Here is a 17,650-nt window from a genome sequence, read left to right as displayed (position 1 = left end):
TCATGTCTACGCCCAGCGACCTTGACCTCAAGTTCGAAATATCCGTATTAACTTGCAAGATGTGCAACTTACCGAGGTGTCCATGCGGCTTGAATGGCTTGAAGATATCCTGTCCGTCCTGGACAGCGGATCGTTTAACGCCGCCGCTGAAACCCGGTTCTTGACGCCGTCCGCATTCACCCGGCGCATCAGGTCAATCGAAACAGCGCTGGGGTGCGAGCTGTTTGACCGGAGCCGAAAACCCATTGTCCTGCACCCGCATGCCTTGGACTGCGTGCCGGAAATGCGCGACGCGGTGGCAGCCCTCAAAACTGTCAGCCGCAGACTATCTGACCCACAGGATGCCCTGCATCACCGTATCACCTTGGTTTGTCAGCACACGTTAACTGCGTCCTGGGCACCAACACTTGTGGCCTTTGTGTCCCGTGATCAGGCCGTGAACGTGCGGGTCAAATCCGGCACCAAAAGCGATTGCCTGCTGAGTTTGGTCAAACGGGAAGCACAGTTTGCCCTGACCTACGAGGCCAAGGATGAGGTGTCGGGATTTGACCCGGAATTCAGCGATCGTATCTTGCTCGGGCAAGAGATGTTTGTGCCCGTGGCCAATCTGGTGCAAAATCCGGAACTTGTTGATGACCTTGCGGCCAGACGCGTGCCGATCATCAGCTATCCAACCAGCGTCTTTCTTGGCGAGGTCCAGCGCAAGATGATCCAGTTTCAGGCCGACCCGGAGTTTGCATTTGTGAGCATTGCAGAGACCGGCCTTGGCCTTGCGGTTGTTGAATTTGTTAAACGGGGTCTCGGGATTGGCTGGGTGCCCCAATCGTTGATCGGTGATGAACTGGCGGCGGGTGAACTGACCCTTCTCACAGACACCTTGCCGGGCTTCACCCTCGACATTACGCTGACACGGCTCACCGGCACCCAACCCAAACACGCAGAGGCGCTTTGGTCTATGGTCCGGGATGGCCCTGAAATCGCGGATATGGCCAATTGACGGGTTTGAGGATTTGCACTTCGTTTGTGAATCCGCCCCCATTGGACATCACTCCTGATAAGTATGATTATGTTAAAAGAGACAAAGCCAGAAAAGGCCCAGCATTGATGCCCGAGCAATATGTTCCAAAAGCCCTCCGGTGGATTCCCACATGGTAAGAAGCCTACTGCCACTGTCGGCGCTTTTGCTGGGATCCGCTTTTCTGCTGTTCGCAGGCGGGTTGAACGGTCTCATCTTGCCGATCCGCGGAGAGGCGGAAGGTTTCTCCGCTGCTTCGCTGGGCTTGCTCGGCACCGGTTGGGCCATTGGATATGTGGCGGGCTGTTTGCGCACACCGGCGCTGGTGGCGCGGGTTGGGCACATTCGGGCCTTTGGCGCGATGTGTGCGCTGGCCGCGATAGCTGTCCTGCTGTCTTTGATTTTGATCTCGCCGATGGTCTGGATACCGGTGCGGGCGCTCTCTGGCTTTTGCTTTGCCGGGGCCGCGATGATCGTCGAAAGCTGGCTGAATGAGCGGGCCGATGCGGCCTCGCGCGGGCGGGTGTTCGGCATCTACACCATGGTAAACCTGGCCGCGACAACCGCGGGCCAGATGGTGCTGACCCTTGGGGATGCCCGCGGTTATCTGTTCTTTGTGGTTGCTGCGATGGTCTATTGCCTGGCGCTTTTGCCCACCGCGATCTTTGCGACATCGACCCCCAAACCATTGACCAGCGTGTCGTTGAACCTGCGCGGGCTCTGGCACAATTCGCCCATCGCCTTTTTTGCGGTTCTGATGGTGGGCATATCCAATGCCTCCTTTGGCACGCTGGCAGCCGTCTATGCCGCACGGATTGGCCTGACCCTGAGTGATGTTGCGCTTTTTGCCTCTGTGCCGATCCTTGCGGGCGCGGCGGCGCAAATCCCTGTCGGGTTCGCCTCGGACCGCTTTGACCGGCGCATCATCCTTGTGGTGATTGCGGCCCTGGCCCTGCTGGCGGATCTGCTGTTCATGTTTGGCGGTTTTACCGATCCGGCCAGCGTGCGGGTGCTTGCCGCGCTGTTTGGCGCCACGGTCTATGCGATGTATCCGATCATCGTGGCCCACGCCAATGACCATGCCGCCCCCGGCACGTTTATTCAGGTCAGTGGCGGCTTGCTGTTGGTCTATGGCATCGGGTCCATTGCGGGGCCAACGCTGGCGGGTCTGGCGATGACCAGCTTTGGCGCGTCCAGCCTGTTTGCGGTGACGGCCACTGCGCATATCTGTTTGATCCTTTTTGCCCTGCTGCGTTTGCGGACACGGGCCGCTGTGGCGCACAAGGACAAAGGCGTGTTTCAGGCGTCACCTCTGGCGCGGGTCTCCACTCCTGAAACCGCCGCCTTTGCCGCAGATGCGGCAGAGCTTCAGGCAGACCGCGATCAGAGCAAGGAAGGCGCATCGGGTTTGGAATAGCGGCGCAAAAATTGTTTGCGTTTGGGATGATCTGCGGTAGCTGACGTCGAGACATCTAGGAGAGCATGTGATGGCCGCTTCCGCCCCTCTGCGCCAGCATCGGCGTGATCTGGTGCCCGCTGGTGCGTTCACCTATCCGGTGCGGCATGTGCAGCCGACCCGCTGGTTCGGCTTTCTGCTGTTGCCCGAATTTACCCTGCTGGCCTTTAGCGCCGCGCTTGATCCGCTGCGCATTGCCAATCAACTGTCGCAAAAGCCGCTCTATGGCTGGGTGGTTATGTCCGAAGATGGCCAGCCTGTTGTGTCGTCCTCCGGCGTGGATGTGGGCGTGCATGCGCCACTGCCCGATCTTGATGAGGATCTGCACCTGTTTGTCTGTTCCGGCAATCGCGGGCCAGAGGTCGCCAGTGATGCGGTTCTGTCTGCCCTGCGCCGTCATGCGCGGTTTGGCGGTGCGGTGGGCGGCATTTGCACGGGCGCCGCAACCCTCGCGCGGGCCGGATTGCTGAAGGACCGGCAATTCACCCTGCATTGGGAAAACCAGCCCGGATTTGCCGAAGCCTTTCCAGATCTGACACCAACCCTGCGCCGCTTTGAAACCGATGGCGGGGTGCTGACCTGCGGCGGCGGCGCGGCTTCGACCGAAATGATGATCTCGCTGATTGCTCAGGATTATGGCGAGGACTTTGCCATTGCTGTCTCTGACATGTGCCTCAACACCGCCGATCTGGCCCCTGCCCGTGAACAGCGATCGTCGATTGCCAAGGCGATCTCGTCGCGCAATCCCAAAGTGCTGGAGGTGATGCGGTCGATGTACCAGAACATCGAACATCCCCTTTCGCTTGAGGAACTGGCCGAGCGTGCCCATGTCTCGCGCCGGCAAATCGAACGGCAGTTCAAGACCCTGCTGGGGGAATCCCCCGCCGCGACCTACCGCAATATCCGGCTGGACCGGGCGCGGGCCTTGCTGATGGAAACGGATCTGAGCGTGATGCAAGTGGCGATGGCCAGCGGGTTCAACTCCGACGCAGTGTTCTCGCGGCATTTCCGGGCGCGGTTCGGCGAAACACCCTATGGCACCCGCCGCAAGAAACGCGCTGATTAAGGGCTGACCCCCAAGCTCAGACCCCCAGATACCGGGTCAGCTTTTCCGGGTTCTGCTCCAGATCGGCGGCACTGGTGGTTTCCACATCGCGGCCATTCTCGATAAAGGCCACCTTGTCCGCAATCGACAGCACCGCATCGACCCTCTGTTCCACCAGAACGATGGCAAAGCCTTCGGCCTTCATCCGCACGATCACCTGCCGGATCTGTTCAATCATCGAGGGCTGCAAGCCCTCGGTCGGCTCATCCAGCAGCAATACCTTTGGCCGCAGGCATAGCGCACGGGCAGTCGCCAGCATTTGCTGTTCTCCGCCCGACAGCGTGCCCGCCGCCTGCCCCAACCGTTCGCGCAGACGCGGAAACAGATCCAAAACCCAATCGCGGGTGTCCGGCCCCTGTTTGCGGGTCATCAATCCGATCTCGATGTTCTCCGCCACTGTCAATTCTGGGAACAGCCGCCTGCCCTGCGGGATATACCCGATGCCCCGGCGCGGGATCAGATGCGCGGGCATATTGGTCAGGTCTTCGCCCTCAAGCGTCACGCTGCCCTCGGACACGGGCAGCAGGCCCATGATGGATTTCATGATCGTGGTCTTGCCCGCCCCGTTGCGCCCCAGCAGACACAGGATTTCCGAAGGTTGCGCCGACAGGGACACGCCGTAAAGGGTTTTGACCTGCCCATAGGCCACATGGATGTTGTTGACCTCAAGCATGCGGCGTGCTCCCCAGATAGGCGGCCTGCACATCGGCATTGGCGTGGATCTCTCCGGGTGTGCCTTCGGCCAGCACCATGCCTTGATCCAGAACGGTGATGAAATCCGCGGTTTCCATGACCACCTTCATGTTGTGCTCAATCAGCAGGATTGTGGTTTCTCCGGCCAGCGAGCGCACCAGCTTGATAAAATCATCCACCTCGGTGTCCGCCAGACCCTGTGTCGGCTCGTCCAGAATGAACACATGCGGGTCTTGCGCCAGCCCCATGGCAATCTCAAGAATGCGCTGGTGGCCATAGCTGAGATCACCGGCGATCTGGTCGGCCCGGTCCGCAATGCCGACGCGGGTCAGCACCGCCTGCACCTTGGCCTCCAACGCCTTGCGGTCTTTGCCCAGTTTGCGCCGCGCGGCCAAGGCCACGTTTTCATGCACGCTCAGCCCCGGAAAGATCGAGGTGATCTGGAATGTATAGGCCAGCCCCAGCTGCATCCGTTTGTGCGCGGGCAGATGGCTGATGTCCTGGCCTTCAAAAAACACCTGACCGCTGGTCGCCTCTGTCCGGCCGCTGACCATGCCGACAAAGGTGGATTTGCCCGCGCCATTGGGCCCGATCAACGCGGTCACCTTGCCCTTGGCCAGTTTGAAATTCACATCTGAGTTGGCCAGCACCCCGCCATAGGCCTTGGTCAGGCCGCGGGTTTCCAGAATGCTCACGGCAGCCATTTGAAAACCCTCTTGCGCAATTCACCCGCCAGACCCTGCGGCGCGAACACCGTCAGCAGCACCAGTACCACACCCGCGATCAGCATATAGGCGTTGGTGTAGGTGCTGGAGGTGTCGATCAGATAGAACATGAAAAAGACCCCAATCAGCGGCCCGATTGTTGTGCCCGCCCCGCCCAGCAAGACCCAAAGCAGCGGAAAGATCGAATATTGCACGGTGGCGAAGGTCGCCCCGACATAGCCGAACAGCAAAGCATAGGCCGCCCCTGCCACACCGGACACCGCCCCCGAAAGGATCAGCGCCCGCAATTTGTGACTGCCCGCGTCATAGCCCAGCATTCGGGTGCGTTCCTCGTTCTCGCGGATCGCCACCAACGTGCGGCCAAAGGGGGTCTGCACCAGCCGCGCCAGCCCCAGAAAACAGATGGCAAACAGGATCAGCGCGGTCACATAACGCCCGGTCTCGCTGGTCAGGTCGATCCCGCCCAACATCCGCTGCGCCTGCTGGATCACAAAACCTTCGTCGCCGCGCGTATAGGTGCCGAAATAAAGAACAACCAGATAACCGGTTTGCGCAAACATCAGCGTCACAATCATAAAGGCCACACCCGCCGTGCGCAGCGCCAGCAACCCGATCACCAGCGCCAGCGCCCCGGCGCAGATAACCCCCGCCACAAAGGCAAGCGGCACCGGCCATCCGCCAAGGTTCAGCGTCAGACCAAAGCCATACATGCCCGCCGCAAAGAACATCGCGTGCCCAAGGCTCAGCAAACCGGTGTAACCGAACAAAAGGTTATACCCCATCGCATAGATCGCCAGCACCATGATCCGCGACAGGTTGCCCGCATGATAGGGCGGCAGGACAAAGAACAGCACCACCAGAAGGGCCAGCACTCCAAGGTGCAGCAAGGTCGATTTACGCGATGATGTCATGGCGCGGTCTTCCCCAGCAGGCCTTGCGGGCGGAACACCAGCACCATCGCCACCAGAAGTGTTGCAATGATCTTGGCAATGGTCGGGGAAAAGAACACCGAGATGATGCCATCGCTCATCCCGATCAGGATCGCGGCAACAATGGTGCCCGGCAGGCTGCCTAGCCCGCCAATGATCACCACGATAAACGAAAGAAGCAGCGGATCATGCCCCATCAGGTAATGCGCCTGCTGGATCGGCACGACCAGAACCGCGCCCAATGCGGCCAGCCCCGCGCCCAGACCAAACACCAGCGAATAGACCGTGCCCACCGGAACGCCAAAGGCCTGCGCCATTTCGCTGTCTTGCTGGGTGGCGCGCATCACCAGACCAATCTTGGTGCGGGTGATCACCATCCACAGACCCAGCAGGATCACCACCGCCGCCGCAATCACAAACAGCTTGTAGCTGGTGGTGCTCAGCCCCCAGGGCCAGAACATCGCAAAACCATTCTCGCCAAATTCGAACCAAGGCAGCGACAGGCGCGTGTTGAAAGGCGCCTCCACCGGGCGGGCGTCCGGGCCAAATGTCATCAGCGTGGTTTGCTGGATGATATACAAGATACCGATGGTGCCGACGATGGTCCGGTCCGCATCATAATCGATCCGCTTGAGGATTAACCGGTCCGCCGTCGCTGCAATCGCTGCCACAAGAACCGGCACAATCAAAAGCGCCGCAACAAACCCCAGCGCCGGATGACCGCCAAGCGCCGATGTCACGTACCACGCCAAGACCGCGCCCAGCATGAAAAATTCGCCATGCGCCACGTTGACCACACGCATCACACCGAACACGATGCTCAACCCCATCGCCGTCAATGACAGGATCGCCGCGATGACCGCCCCCTCTAGGGAGGCGAGCATCAGGTGAGGACCAAATTCCATAGGTATCTTGCCTGTTTTGAAAAGGGTTGAACCGCTTAGAAGGACTGCGCGGTGTAATCGACCTCATCTTCATACATGCCATCCTCGATCGACGCGGTATGCGCCCGCACGAGTTTGCCATCTGTGACCTTGGAAATGTACTGCTGACCAAAGACCTGATGGGTCTTGCCGTTGAACTGCTTCGGCCCCTGCGGATGGTCATCACTTTCCGGCATGTCTGTCATGGCCTCAACCGCTTCGATCAGCTTGGCCCGGTCCGCCGGTCCCTGATAATCGGACGCTTCCATGCCTGCCTTGATGATGTTGAGCGTTTCCCAACAGCCGAACATATGGGCAAAGGTCGACACGTCCTTGCCATCCGAAAGCGACGCACCCCGATCATCGACACCCACCGCAGCGCGATACGCCTTGTCATGCGAGGTCTGATCGGCCTGCGCGTGGCGCGGCATCCCCTCCCAGAAGTATGTCCCTTCGAGAAACTCTAATCCGGGGCTGTTGATGTTGACCGCCTCAAGGCTGTCGATAAAGCCAAAGATCTCGGGCCGGCTTGGGCCGAAAAATTCGCCCAGTTCCTTCACAAAGGTCAGAACCGCAGGGCCAACCATCACATGATAGATCACCTCGGTCTCACGCGGGATCGACGGGAAATAACGGGTAAAAGATGTCTCGGTCGGCGGGATCGCGATCTTGGCGACCACCTCACCGCCCTGCGCCTCAATCGCGGCGGAAAAGAAATCGCGGTGATCATGGCCAAAGGCAAAGTCAGGGAAGATCATCGTGACCTTCTTGCCGAGGTTGCCAGCCACAAAAGGTGCCATCGACTGCACCTGGCTTTTTACATCGGTGATGCCGGGCTGCAGAGTATAGCGGTTCAGCATACCACTGGCGACGTGATGGCCTTCGGACACCACGAAATAGGGCAGCTTCAACTCGCCCGCACGCGGGGCCGATCCGATCACCACATGGCTGAACAGCGTGCCAAAGGCGATGTCGCATTCATGCTGCGTCGCAAATTTCTCAAGCACCTCTGCGCCGCGTTTGGGGTCGGTGCCATCATCCTCAACCACGATCTCTACCGGACGGCCATTGATGCCGCCATTGTCGTTGATCCGCTTGACCGCCGCATCCGTGGTTGCGCCATACCAACGCCCATAGGCAGCGCCGATGCCCGTGGCATGTTTCTGAAACCCAATTTTAATCGGCGCGGAACTTTGCGCCTGGGCAAACCCCAATGTGCCCGGCAATGCGCCCGCCGTGGCCAATGCGCCCGCGCTGGCACCAAGGCCCAACAAAGTGGACCTGCGGCTTAACTTCGAAGACTTGAAATTCCCGTCCGACATAAAATTCTCCCATGCTGTGATGGCACTTTTGTCAGTGCTTCATCGTTGAAGTTTGTGTGTATACAAACGAAATGTCTAGAACTTTCTGAAATCACTATACGCCTCTGGGGCTGGCCAACAACCACAGACCAAAGATCGTATAGGCAATCATCAGCAGGCTCAGTCCGATCTGAAGCGCAATCAAATCCCTGTTTTTCTGCACAAATCCGGCAGCCAGATGATGAGTCAACAACACCGACAGGATATGCGAGGCCACCACCGCTGCCGCCTGCGTGATCCAGATTACCCGCACCGTGTCTTGCGTGTTGAGAAACCCTGTCGTGACCCGCACCGCCCCCAGCCCAAACAGATTCCACCCCCGCGCCAAAGGGTCCGCAAGGGTGGCCGCGACATATTGGATCTGCACCAGAAAGGTCACGAAATAATGGGCGAAATGATAGCCAAGCGCGATCGGCAGGATCGCGATGGCAAAGCTGTTGAAGGCCACTCCAAAACCGGGCGCTTGCCCCCCGCCCCAACGGCGCACCGCCACAAGCCCGACCCAGACCGCCAGCGCAAAAACCGCGATCAGCGCCGCGTTGGCGGCATAAAGCCCGACCAGCGTCGGCATCACCACGGCAGACCGCCCCGGAAACGCCAACGGGTTGATCCCGATCTGGCCAAGCCACCAAAAGGTTTCATGCAGCCCGTCAAAGCTGCCCGAGGCGAGGATGACCAGACAGAACACCGCATGGCTTGGATGCAGCGGTGCCTCCGCCACCGCGCGCCATCCGGCAAAACCATAGCGCCCCTGCCCGCCTGCCTGAACTGGACGCAACCGGCCAATCAGGGCAAACAGCACCGTGAAACATTCCACCTGTGCCAGCCACCGCTCTGACCCGCAGAGGATCATCCCCGCCAGTGTGAACACCCAATATCCCAGCGCAAACAGCGCAAGACGGTCCGGATCGTTCGGTGCAACATCGGCGAGGATAAACCCCTGAAACATCAAAAACACCGCAACCGCCGGCCAAGCGCCCCAGCGTTCCGGCAGGCGCAACAGCGGCGCACTGCCTCCGGCAAGCAGTTGATGCACCCCCGTCCACGGATTGATCCAGCGCCAGACATCCGCCACCAAACCCTGCACCACAAACAGGCCAACCCACCACACCGTCCAAAGTGTCAGCGGCAGCAGATTGTTCTGCGGATCGGTCGGCCCTTGTAGACCGATGTAGACCAAAGCCAGAAAAACCACGGTGCCAAGGATGGAGATTGCCATCTGCCCCGCAGGCCAATTCAGCGAAAAACTGAGCCGCCGCGCCCGAAACAAAACCGCCAGCACTTGGGGCGACAGCACCGTCACCAGAACCAGCGAAAACACCACCGCCAATGTGCCTGCGACGGTATAGGCACCGGTCGGCAGCAACAGCACAAACCCCTGCTCTGACGCATGCGCCCAAAGCGGCGCGGGCCAAAGCGCGATCAGCGCGGCGGCAAAAAAGGGGGGTAACGGGCGGCGTTTCATGTGCTTAGATACAACCGACTATCCGTCAGGGAGCAAGTGATTTGATCAGACGTATTGCCGCTATTGTCATCCTCGGGGCCTGTGCCCTTGCCCTTTTTTGGGGCATGAGCGCCAGCCGCCCTTCCATCACGATCGAGAACGCCAAAGCCGTGCCGGTTAAGGGGCGCAATGACATGTTCATGGTCACACTCGACATGGTCAATGACGGTGCGGCCAGCACATTTTTGGGCGCTTCCTCGCCTCAGGCACAGATGTTGATGGTGATGAACCCCGGCCATGATGGCGCGGCGCTGGTCGTGCCGGGCGGCGGCAAGGCATCGCTGGCCATGGACGGCGCCCATCTGATGCTGCGCGGCGGCGGCGATGACTTTGCCCAAGGCGGCTTTATCCCCCTCACCCTGTCCTTTGCAAACGGGCAGCAGGTCTCAACACGGGTGATCCACGCCGGCAGCACCACGATGGATCACAGCGGAGCGGGCGTCAGCACCTCCCCTGCCCCGACCCTGACCCTGATTCCACCGGCGCAGGTCGATGCCGATGGGTTTGAAATGCGCCTGAGCATCGAAAATTTTGCCTTTGTGAGGGTAGAGGACGGCACACCCCATGTGCCGGGCGAGGGTCATGCGCATATCTATCTCAACGGTCTGAAACTCGGACGGCTTTACGACACCCGCTTTGACATCGGCGCACTGAGCCCGGGCAGCTACGACCTGCGCGTCGCGCTCAATAGCCATGACCACCGCCCCTATCTGGCGGATGGGGTGCCCGTCGCGGCGCAGTTTGCCTTTACCATTCCCTGAGCCAAAGCGCCCCGAATCCGGTTGACAAAAACCGGGGCGCCTTCATATCATTTGCATACAAACAATAATGCAACGGGAGCCATGGTGAGCTATCACAATCCGACAGATCTGGCCTCGGCCCTTGAAACCCTCACCCGTCAGGGCGGTAAGGTCGTCGCGGGCGGCACCGATGTCTATCCCTCCGCGCGGCAGGGGCGGCGGCCAGCGTTCTTTCTTGATGTGACCCGCATTGCCGGGCTGTCCGGCATCAGCCGCACCGAGGTGGGTTATCGGTTTGGCGCGGCCACCACATGGACGGAAATCCTCAACGCCGATCTGCCCCCGGCCTTCGACGGGCTCAAATCCGCCGCAGCCGAGGTCGGCAGCATCCAGATCCAGAACGCCGGAACGATTGCCGGAAACCTTTGCAATGCCTCTCCTGCAGCGGATGGCGTTCCGCCGCTGTTGACCCTTGATGCGCAGGTCGAACTGACCAGCGCCGCCAATGGGGCGCGTGTTCTGCCCCTGGCACAGTTCATCACCGGCGTGCGCCAGACCGCACTGGCCCCGGACGAATTGCTCACTGCCGTCCTTGTGCCGGAGCCACCGCAGAACGCCACCTCCTCTTTTGAAAAGCTGGGCAGCCGCCGTTATCTGGTGATCTCCATCACCATGACCGCCTGCTTGATCTGCCTCGACTCCAATGGCCGGATCACCGAGGCCCGCATCGCCGTTGGGGCCTGTTCCCCCGTGGCCCAGCGATTGCCCGCCTTGGAACAGGCGCTGATCGGGAAAGCCGTGCATCAGGCCGTTGTCGAAGCTGACCACCTTGCCCCCCTCTCCCCCATCGACGACGTGCGCGGCAGCGCCGATTACCGCCTTGATGTGGTGGCCGAGCAGATCCGCCGTGCGATTGCAGAGGCGGCCGCGTGATGAACAAACCCACCGACCTTTCCGCCACGACCTTTACCCTCAACGGGCAGCACGCCCAATGCCAGCCCGCCCCCGGCCAACGCCTGTCAGAGATGCTGCGCGAACAGCTTGGTGCGCGGGATGTGAAAATCGGCTGCAACGCGGGCGATTGCGGCGCCTGCACCGTGTTGGTGGACGGCGACCCCGTCTGCGCCTGTTTGATGCCCGCGCAACAGGCCGCGGGGCGCGCGGTGGAAACCCCCGCCGGCCTGCATGCCAATGATCCGATTGCCCATGCCCTGGGCGAGAGCTTTCAAAACCACGGCGCGGCGCAATGCGGGATCTGCACACCGGGGATGATGGCCTCAGCCGTGGCGCTGCTGCGGGCCAATCCGCAGCCGACGGAAACGCAGGTGCAAGATGCGCTTGGCGGGGTGCTGTGCCGCTGCACCGGATATCGCAAGATCATCGACGCCGTGATGGGTGCCCCTGCCCTCACCCGCGATGCACCCGGTCATGCAGGTGATGCAATCCGCCGCCTCGATGGCGCGGACAAAGTTGCGGGGCGCGAGGCCTTCGGCGACGATATCGCGCCGCCCGGCACGCTTGAGATTTTGGTGATCCGTTCGCCCTTCCCTCGCGCCGGTTTCACCTTTGGCGATCTGGAGGGATTTGTTGCCAACAGAACTGGCGTTGAGGCCGTGCTGACCGCTGCCGATATCACAGGCCGCAACGTGTTTGGCGTCATTCCGCAGTTCATGGATCAACCCGTCTTTGCCGAGGGCGAAACCCGCTTTCGGGGTGAAGCCGTTGCCGCCGTGATCGGAACGCCGGAGATGATCCGCAACTTCGATCCCGCCACTTTCCCCCTGACATGGGAGGAACGCCCCGCCAGCACCGACATTCACAGCGCCCAAACGGATCAAGCCGCAGAGCTGCACAAAGGCCGGGACATGAACGTGATGTGCGGCGGCTTTGTCGCTTGCGGCGATGCCAAATCCGCGCTGGCCTCTGCGGATGTCACCGTGTCAGGCCACTACCAAAGCGGTTTTGTCGAACATGCCTATATTGAGCCTGAAGCCGGCTTTGCCCGTGTGGATGGGGACCGTGTCGAGGTCTACGCCTGCACCCAGGCCCCCGTCATGGATCTTGAGGCGCTTGAGATCATCCTTGGCTGGGATCGCAGCCGCATCCGCATTGTGCCAACCGGCGTGGGCGGCGGCTTTGGCTCCAAGCTGGACATTTCCGTGCAGCCCTATCTGGCGATGGCCGCGATCAAGACCGGCAAACCCGTGCGCCTGACCTATTCGCGCAGTGAATCGATGCAAAGCACCACCAAGCGCCACCCTTCCGACATCCGCCTGAGCATCGGCGCGGACCGCACCGGCAAGATCACCGGCTATGACTTCTATGGCGAATTTGACACCGGCGCCTATGCCAGTTGGGGGCCGACCGTGGCCAACCGGGTACCGGTGCATGCGTCCGGCCCCTACAGCATCCCCAACTACCGCGCCGAATCCAAGGGCATCCATACCAACAACCCGCCGTCGGGTGCCTTTCGCGGTTTTGGCGTGCCTCAGGCCGCGATTGCACAAGAAAGCCTGTTTGACGTGCTGGCAGACAGGCTTGGCCTCGATCCGCTGGAGTTCCGCATCCTCAACGCATTGGAAAACAACGCGCCCACGGTCTGCGGACAGGTGTTTTCCCAAGGGGTTGGCATTCGCGCCTGTCTTGAGGCCTTGCGCCCCGCATGGGCCAAGGAACGCGGTGCGGCGGCGGCATTCAACGCGGCCAATACCACTCTGAAACGCGGTGTTGGCATTGCGGCGGGCTGGTACGGTTGTGGCAACACCTCGCTGCCCAATCCCTCAACCATCAAGGCGGGCATCCGCGCCGATGGCACGATCATGCTGCACCAAGGCGCAATGGACATCGGGCAAGGCGCCAACACGGTGATCAGCCAATTGTTCGCCACCGCCCTTGGCGTGCCGGTCCATGCCCTGACCCTGATCGGCGCCGACACGGACGTGACACCGGATGCGGGCAAAACCTCCGCCTCGCGGCAGACCTATGTCTCGGGCAATGCCGCGCGATTGTCAGGCGCGGCATTGCGCGCGCAGATCCTTGAGCGGATGAATGTCGCCCAAGACGCCCAGCTTGAAATCGCAGATGGCATGATCCACGCCACTGACAAGGCGGGCCGCCACAGCTTTGCGCTATCGACCCTCTCCGCCGATGGCGAAGGCTATGTGCTGCGCTCCGAGGAAACCTATGATCCGCCCACCAAACCGCTGGATGAAAACGGCCAGGGTGCACCCTATGCGCAATTTGGCTATGCCGCGCATCTGGTGGTGGTCGAGGTCGATACTGCCTTTGGCACCGTCAAGCCGCTGCACTTTGTTGCCGCCCATGATGTGGGCAAGGCGATCAATCCGATGCTGGTTGAAGGTCAGGTGCAAGGCGGCATTGCGCAGGGTCTCGGCATGGCTTTGATGGAAGAATACATTCCGGGGCGCACCGAGAACCTGCATGATTACCTGATCCCGACCATTGGCGATATGCCCCCCGTTGAAACCCTGATCATCGAAGAGCCGGACGCCCACGGGCCATACGGGGCCAAGGGGCTGGGCGAACATGTGTTGATCCCGACCGCCCCCGCGATCCTGAATGCGATCCACAATGCCACCGGTGTCCGCATCACACAGGTTCCCGCAACCCCCGCCCGCGTCCGCGCTGCACTCAAGGCCAAATCCCATGACTGAACGCGCCAAACCCGAAAAGATCCGCTGCGACGCCTGCCCGGTGATGTGCTACATCGCTGATGGCAAGATCGGTGCCTGTGACCGCTATGCCAACCACGGCGGTGATCTGGTGCGCCTTGATGCGCTGACCATCATCGAAGGCACCGATCAAAAGCTGGTACCGTTCCTGTCGGACACACCCGCCGATGAATGGGATGGCAATATCGTCAAAGGCGACCGCCCCTTTGTCACCGCTGTCGGCGCTGGCACCACCTATCCCGATTACAAACCCGCGCCCTTTATTGTCAGTCAGGACGTTGAAGGCGTCGATATGGTCACCGTTGTGACCGAGGGCATCTTTTCCTACTGCGGCGTCAAGGTGAAGATCGACACCGACCGCCACATTGGCCACGAACGCGATGTGGTGCGGGTGGATGGAGAGCCGATTGGCCATGTGATGACCTCTGAATACGGGTCCAAGATGCTTTCTCTGGGCGGGGTCGAACACCTGACTGGCGGCACCAAGAAAGAAGGCCGCGTGACCTGCGATGCCCTTTTGAAACTGTGCAACCGCGAACCGGTGGAAATGATCATCGGAGAGGATGATCACGCCACCACCATCGTCGTTGAGGCCGGCAAAGCGCCGGTGATCAACGGGCTGCCGGAAAAGCTGATGCGGGTGGGCTGCGGCTCTGCCACCATCGGGATGTTTGCCAAACAATGGCTGTCTCATGCCGATGACGTTGTGGTAGTCGATGACCATATCACCGGGGTGTTGTCCGAACATCAGGCAGGCAAGGAACTCGATGTGCCGCCCACCGGCATCAAGATCCTTGGCCGCCGCTCCACGCCGGGACGTTACTTTCAGGTGGCCGAGCCCGGCACTGGCTGGGGCGGCACCGATATCGAAGATCCGCTTGCGATCCTTGGTCCCTTCAACCCCAAGGTGGCATGGGCCGGACTGCGGCTTCTGATGGTTTCAACCACGGGCGAACAATCAGGCTATTACGAACTGGACGCCGATCTGGTGCCACAACCCGCACCGATGCCGGATGCCTTGCGGGCCTCTTGCGATCTGATCGCGGAAAACTGCGAACCCTCGATCTGTTCGGTGCTGTTCATGGGCGGCGCGGGCGGCAGCCTGCGGGCGGGGGTCACAGAAAACCCCGTGCGCCTGACCCGTTCAGTCAAAGACGCGCTGACCCATGTGTCCTGCGGCGGCGCGGAGGCCTATGTCTGGCCCGGCGGCGGTATCACGGTGATGGTCGATGTGATGGACATGCCCACCGGATCCTTTGGCTACGTGCCGACCCCTGCCCTGGTCGCCCCGATTGAATTTTCCCTGCGGGTCAGTGACTACGCCACCCTTGGCGGCCACATGAGCGAGGTCAAACCCGTGTCCTCCGTCACCGGCGTCACCCGAAAGGTCAAGCCAGAGGCGCACGGACATGATCCGATGGCCCATACCAATTATCGCTGGGCCAAGGGCGACAAGTCCTGATGGGCCCGCAGGCTCATCTTTTGCCGGGTGGCACCCGTCTGCACCTGCAACACGGACCGATAGACCTGATCATCGGGGCCGAGGGTGATCGCAAAATCGCCTTTGCCGCCGCGCAGGCCCGCTTTGCCACTGTGCTGGAGGAACTGGTGCGGGAACTGCCTGCGTTGCGCCAACCGCTCAGCACGGACAGTCCTCCGCCCAACGGGTCCATCGCCTGCCAGATGCACCTTGCCGCCTATCCTTATGCGGCAGAGAGTTTCGTCACCTCGATGGCTGCCGTTGCCGGTGCTGTGGCCGATCACGTCCTGCACGCCATCTGCGCCGCCACGCCCCTGACCCGTGCCTATGTGAACAACGGCGGCGACATCGCCCTACATCTGACCAAAGGACAGCATTTCACATCTGCCATGTCCGGCCATGACGGCAGTGATCTGGGCCGCATCACAATCACACAAGACACGCCCATTCGCGGCATCGCCACCAGTGGTCGCCATGGCCGCAGTCTCAGCCTTGGCATCGCAGACAGCGTCACCGTGCTGGCCCGCACCGCCGCCGAAGCGGACGTTGCCGCCACGATGATCGCCAATGCCGTGGACCTGCCCGACCATCCCGCGATCACCCGCGCCCCGGCCAGCAGCCTTGATGACAACAGCGACCTTGGCGATCTGCCCGTGGTGACCCATTGCAGCGCGTTGCCCGCAACAGACCGCCGCTTGGCGCTTGAACAGGGGCGCAAACGCGCCGATGATCTGATTCAAAAAGGCCGCATTCTTGGTGCAGCCCTGTTTCTGCAAGGGGACAGCCAAAGCTGCACCGCGCCCCTCGCTTCCCTCAGCTTAAGGACCGCTGAACATGCCTGACGTTATTCTGCGCAAAACCAGCCGCGTGATCGAAGAGATCTTTCACGAGGGCGGCCCAGTGCCTGCCAAATCCCTCAAACGCGCCGCTGTAATGGCGGTGATCAAGAACCCCTTCGCCGGACGGTACGAACCGGACATCCAACCCTTTATGGAGGATCTCAAACCGCTCGGCCTGTCGATGGCGGAAAAGCTGGTCGAGATGCTTGGCGGTGCCGACCAGATCGAAGGTTACGGCAAGGCTGCCCTGATCGGCGCAGATGGAGAGTTGGAGCATGGCGCACTTTGGCACGCTCCCGGCGGTTACGCGATGCGCGAGCTGCTGAATGGATCTAACGCCATCGTGCCCTCCACCAAAAAGGTGGGCGGCGTTGGCGCACGGCTTGATGTGCCGATCACCCATATCAACGCATCCTATGTGCGCAGCCATTTCGACAGCATGGAAGTGGGCCTCAACGACGCGCCGCGCGCCGATGAGATGATGCTCATTCTGGTGATGACCACGGGCGCACGCATTCACAATCGCGCTGGCGGATTGGCCGCCGCAGACATCAAAGGGGAGGACGGATTGAGATGACCGCCAAGATCCGCAAAATTGCCGTCAACGTCGAGGAAACCCACAGCGAAATGGGCCGCAACATTGCGCCGCCTACCCGCAAGGCCGTCGCCGTGGCGGTGATCGAAAACCCCTTTGCCGGGGTCTATCAGGAAGACCTCAGTGCCCTGATGGACATCGGCGCAGAACTGGGCGCGCTTCTGGGCGACAAATGTGTCGCGGCCCTTGGCATCACACCGGCGCAAGCGCAAAGCTATGGCAAATCCGCCATGGTCGGCGAAAACGGTGAGCTGGAACATGCCGCCGCGATCCTGCATCCCAAACTTGGCGCACCCCTCCGGGCCGCCGTGGAAAAAGGCGCAGCTCTGGTCGCCTCTTCGAAAAAGATGGGCAGCCCCGGTCAGGTGCTCGATGTGCCTCTGGGCCACAAGGACGCCGCCTATGTGCGCAGCCATTTTGACGGAATCGAGGTTTGCCTCAACGACGCCCCCCGCGCCAATGAGATCATGGTCGCCGTGGCCGTCACCGACAGCGGCCGCCCCCTGCCCCGCGTGGGCGGTTTGACCCATGACGAGGCCGAGGGCAAAGACGGGTTGCGCTAAATGAAATCAGGCGGGCAGGTTAAACCTGCC

At 61.0% G+C, this 17,650-nt stretch carries 16 protein-coding genes; 10 read left to right on the top strand and 6 right to left on the bottom strand.

What is annotated here, in order from left to right; translation table 11 throughout:
- The first annotated feature begins 82 nt into the window (after positions 1-82).
- From JNX03_RS20355 to JNX03_RS20345, 3 genes are all read left to right on the top strand, one after another.
- Positions 83-997: a LysR family transcriptional regulator gene (locus JNX03_RS20355; protein ID WP_203240768.1), complete on the top strand. Its 915-nt coding sequence runs from the start codon at positions 83-85 to the stop codon at positions 995-997.
- A gap of 151 nt (positions 998-1,148) precedes the next feature.
- A complete protein-coding gene (locus tag JNX03_RS20350) occupies positions 1,149-2,432 on the top strand; it encodes an MFS transporter (RefSeq protein WP_203212492.1) in 1,284 nt (427 codons plus the stop codon).
- A 70-nt stretch (positions 2,433-2,502) separates the two neighbouring features.
- A complete protein-coding gene (locus JNX03_RS20345) occupies positions 2,503-3,537 on the top strand; it encodes a GlxA family transcriptional regulator (RefSeq protein ID WP_203212491.1) in 1,035 nt (344 codons plus the stop codon).
- A 16-nt stretch (positions 3,538-3,553) separates the two neighbouring features.
- Here JNX03_RS20345 and JNX03_RS20340 read toward each other — a convergent pair whose 3' ends face one another.
- The 6 genes from JNX03_RS20340 to JNX03_RS20315 form a co-directional block, all read right to left on the bottom strand.
- Positions 3,554-4,249 (bottom strand): ABC transporter ATP-binding protein, encoded by a 696-nt coding sequence (locus tag JNX03_RS20340; protein WP_203212490.1) that lies wholly within the window; start codon positions 4,247-4,249, stop codon positions 3,554-3,556.
- On the bottom strand, positions 4,242-4,973 hold the full coding sequence (locus JNX03_RS20335; RefSeq protein WP_203212489.1) for an ABC transporter ATP-binding protein: 732 nt from the start codon (positions 4,971-4,973) through the stop codon (positions 4,242-4,244). The genes JNX03_RS20340 and JNX03_RS20335 overlap by 8 nt, the downstream gene beginning before the upstream one ends.
- Positions 4,961-5,905, bottom strand: coding sequence for a branched-chain amino acid ABC transporter permease (locus JNX03_RS20330; RefSeq protein ID WP_203212488.1), 945 nt, complete (start codon positions 5,903-5,905; stop codon positions 4,961-4,963). Before JNX03_RS20330 ends, JNX03_RS20335 begins: the two co-directional genes overlap by 13 nt.
- Positions 5,902-6,828 carry a branched-chain amino acid ABC transporter permease gene (locus JNX03_RS20325; protein ID WP_203212487.1) on the bottom strand — a complete coding sequence of 309 codons (927 nt, stop codon included), beginning with the start codon at positions 6,826-6,828 and terminating at the stop codon, positions 5,902-5,904. Before JNX03_RS20325 ends, JNX03_RS20330 begins: the two co-directional genes overlap by 4 nt.
- A gap of 35 nt (positions 6,829-6,863) precedes the next feature.
- The gene (locus tag JNX03_RS20320; protein WP_203212486.1) at positions 6,864-8,168 is read right to left on the bottom strand and encodes an ABC transporter substrate-binding protein; all 1,305 of its coding nucleotides are present in this window, start codon (positions 8,166-8,168) and stop codon (positions 6,864-6,866) included.
- A 94-nt stretch (positions 8,169-8,262) separates the two neighbouring features.
- Entirely contained in the window at positions 8,263-9,672 is a 1,410-nt protein-coding gene (locus tag JNX03_RS20315; RefSeq protein WP_203212485.1) for a hypothetical protein, read from the bottom strand.
- A gap of 41 nt (positions 9,673-9,713) precedes the next feature.
- Between JNX03_RS20315 and JNX03_RS20310 the strand changes: the two genes are divergently transcribed.
- The 7 genes from JNX03_RS20310 to JNX03_RS20280 all read left to right on the top strand — a co-directional run bounded on the left by JNX03_RS20310 (position 9,714) and on the right by JNX03_RS20280 (position 17,620).
- Entirely contained in the window at positions 9,714-10,472 is a 759-nt protein-coding gene (locus tag JNX03_RS20310; RefSeq protein ID WP_203240828.1) for a copper chaperone PCu(A)C, read from the top strand.
- An 84-nt stretch (positions 10,473-10,556) separates the two neighbouring features.
- Positions 10,557-11,384: an FAD binding domain-containing protein gene (locus tag JNX03_RS20305; protein WP_343069213.1), complete on the top strand. Its 828-nt coding sequence runs from the start codon at positions 10,557-10,559 to the stop codon at positions 11,382-11,384.
- A complete protein-coding gene (locus JNX03_RS20300) occupies positions 11,384-14,125 on the top strand; it encodes a molybdopterin-dependent oxidoreductase (RefSeq protein ID WP_203212482.1) in 2,742 nt (913 codons plus the stop codon). The genes JNX03_RS20305 and JNX03_RS20300 overlap by 1 nt, the downstream gene beginning before the upstream one ends.
- A complete protein-coding gene (locus tag JNX03_RS20295) occupies positions 14,118-15,605 on the top strand; it encodes a 6-hydroxynicotinate reductase (RefSeq protein ID WP_203212481.1) in 1,488 nt (495 codons plus the stop codon). Before JNX03_RS20300 ends, JNX03_RS20295 begins: the two co-directional genes overlap by 8 nt.
- Complete coding sequence (locus JNX03_RS20290) at positions 15,605-16,465, top strand: UPF0280 family protein (RefSeq protein WP_203212480.1); 861 nt, start codon at positions 15,605-15,607, stop codon at positions 16,463-16,465. Before JNX03_RS20295 ends, JNX03_RS20290 begins: the two co-directional genes overlap by 1 nt.
- Positions 16,458-17,039, top strand: a complete 582-nt coding sequence (locus JNX03_RS20285; RefSeq protein ID WP_203212479.1) for an amino acid synthesis family protein — start codon at positions 16,458-16,460, stop codon at positions 17,037-17,039. Before JNX03_RS20290 ends, JNX03_RS20285 begins: the two co-directional genes overlap by 8 nt.
- Positions 17,036-17,620, top strand: coding sequence for an amino acid synthesis family protein (locus JNX03_RS20280; RefSeq protein ID WP_203212478.1), 585 nt, complete (start codon positions 17,036-17,038; stop codon positions 17,618-17,620). Before JNX03_RS20285 ends, JNX03_RS20280 begins: the two co-directional genes overlap by 4 nt.
- Positions 17,621-17,650: the final 30 nt, after the last annotated feature.

This window comes from Sulfitobacter mediterraneus, assembly GCF_016801775.1.
GTDB lineage: Bacteria > Pseudomonadota > Alphaproteobacteria > Rhodobacterales > Rhodobacteraceae > Sulfitobacter > Sulfitobacter mediterraneus_A.
The sequence above is the reverse complement of the archived record's forward strand: the minus strand, read 5'-3'. Positions and strand labels throughout refer to the sequence as shown.

Coding starts and splice junctions, on each gene's coding strand:
- JNX03_RS20355 (WP_203240768.1), top strand. CDS start 83: ATGCGGCTTGAATGGCTTGAAGATATCCTGTCCGTCCTGGACAGCGGA.
- JNX03_RS20350 (WP_203212492.1), top strand. CDS start 1,149: ATGGTAAGAAGCCTACTGCCACTGTCGGCGCTTTTGCTGGGATCCGCT.
- JNX03_RS20345 (WP_203212491.1), top strand. CDS start 2,503: ATGGCCGCTTCCGCCCCTCTGCGCCAGCATCGGCGTGATCTGGTGCCC.
- JNX03_RS20340 (WP_203212490.1), bottom strand. CDS start 4,249: ATGCTTGAGGTCAACAACATCCATGTGGCCTATGGGCAGGTCAAAACC.
- JNX03_RS20335 (WP_203212489.1), bottom strand. CDS start 4,973: ATGGCTGCCGTGAGCATTCTGGAAACCCGCGGCCTGACCAAGGCCTAT.
- JNX03_RS20330 (WP_203212488.1), bottom strand. CDS start 5,905: ATGACATCATCGCGTAAATCGACCTTGCTGCACCTTGGAGTGCTGGCC.
- JNX03_RS20325 (WP_203212487.1), bottom strand. CDS start 6,828: ATGGAATTTGGTCCTCACCTGATGCTCGCCTCCCTAGAGGGGGCGGTC.
- JNX03_RS20320 (WP_203212486.1), bottom strand. CDS start 8,168: ATGTCGGACGGGAATTTCAAGTCTTCGAAGTTAAGCCGCAGGTCCACT.
- JNX03_RS20315 (WP_203212485.1), bottom strand. CDS start 9,672: ATGAAACGCCGCCCGTTACCCCCCTTTTTTGCCGCCGCGCTGATCGCG.
- JNX03_RS20300 (WP_203212482.1), top strand. CDS start 11,384: ATGAACAAACCCACCGACCTTTCCGCCACGACCTTTACCCTCAACGGG.
- JNX03_RS20295 (WP_203212481.1), top strand. CDS start 14,118: ATGACTGAACGCGCCAAACCCGAAAAGATCCGCTGCGACGCCTGCCCG.
- JNX03_RS20290 (WP_203212480.1), top strand. CDS start 15,605: ATGGGCCCGCAGGCTCATCTTTTGCCGGGTGGCACCCGTCTGCACCTG.
- JNX03_RS20285 (WP_203212479.1), top strand. CDS start 16,458: ATGCCTGACGTTATTCTGCGCAAAACCAGCCGCGTGATCGAAGAGATC.
- JNX03_RS20280 (WP_203212478.1), top strand. CDS start 17,036: ATGACCGCCAAGATCCGCAAAATTGCCGTCAACGTCGAGGAAACCCAC.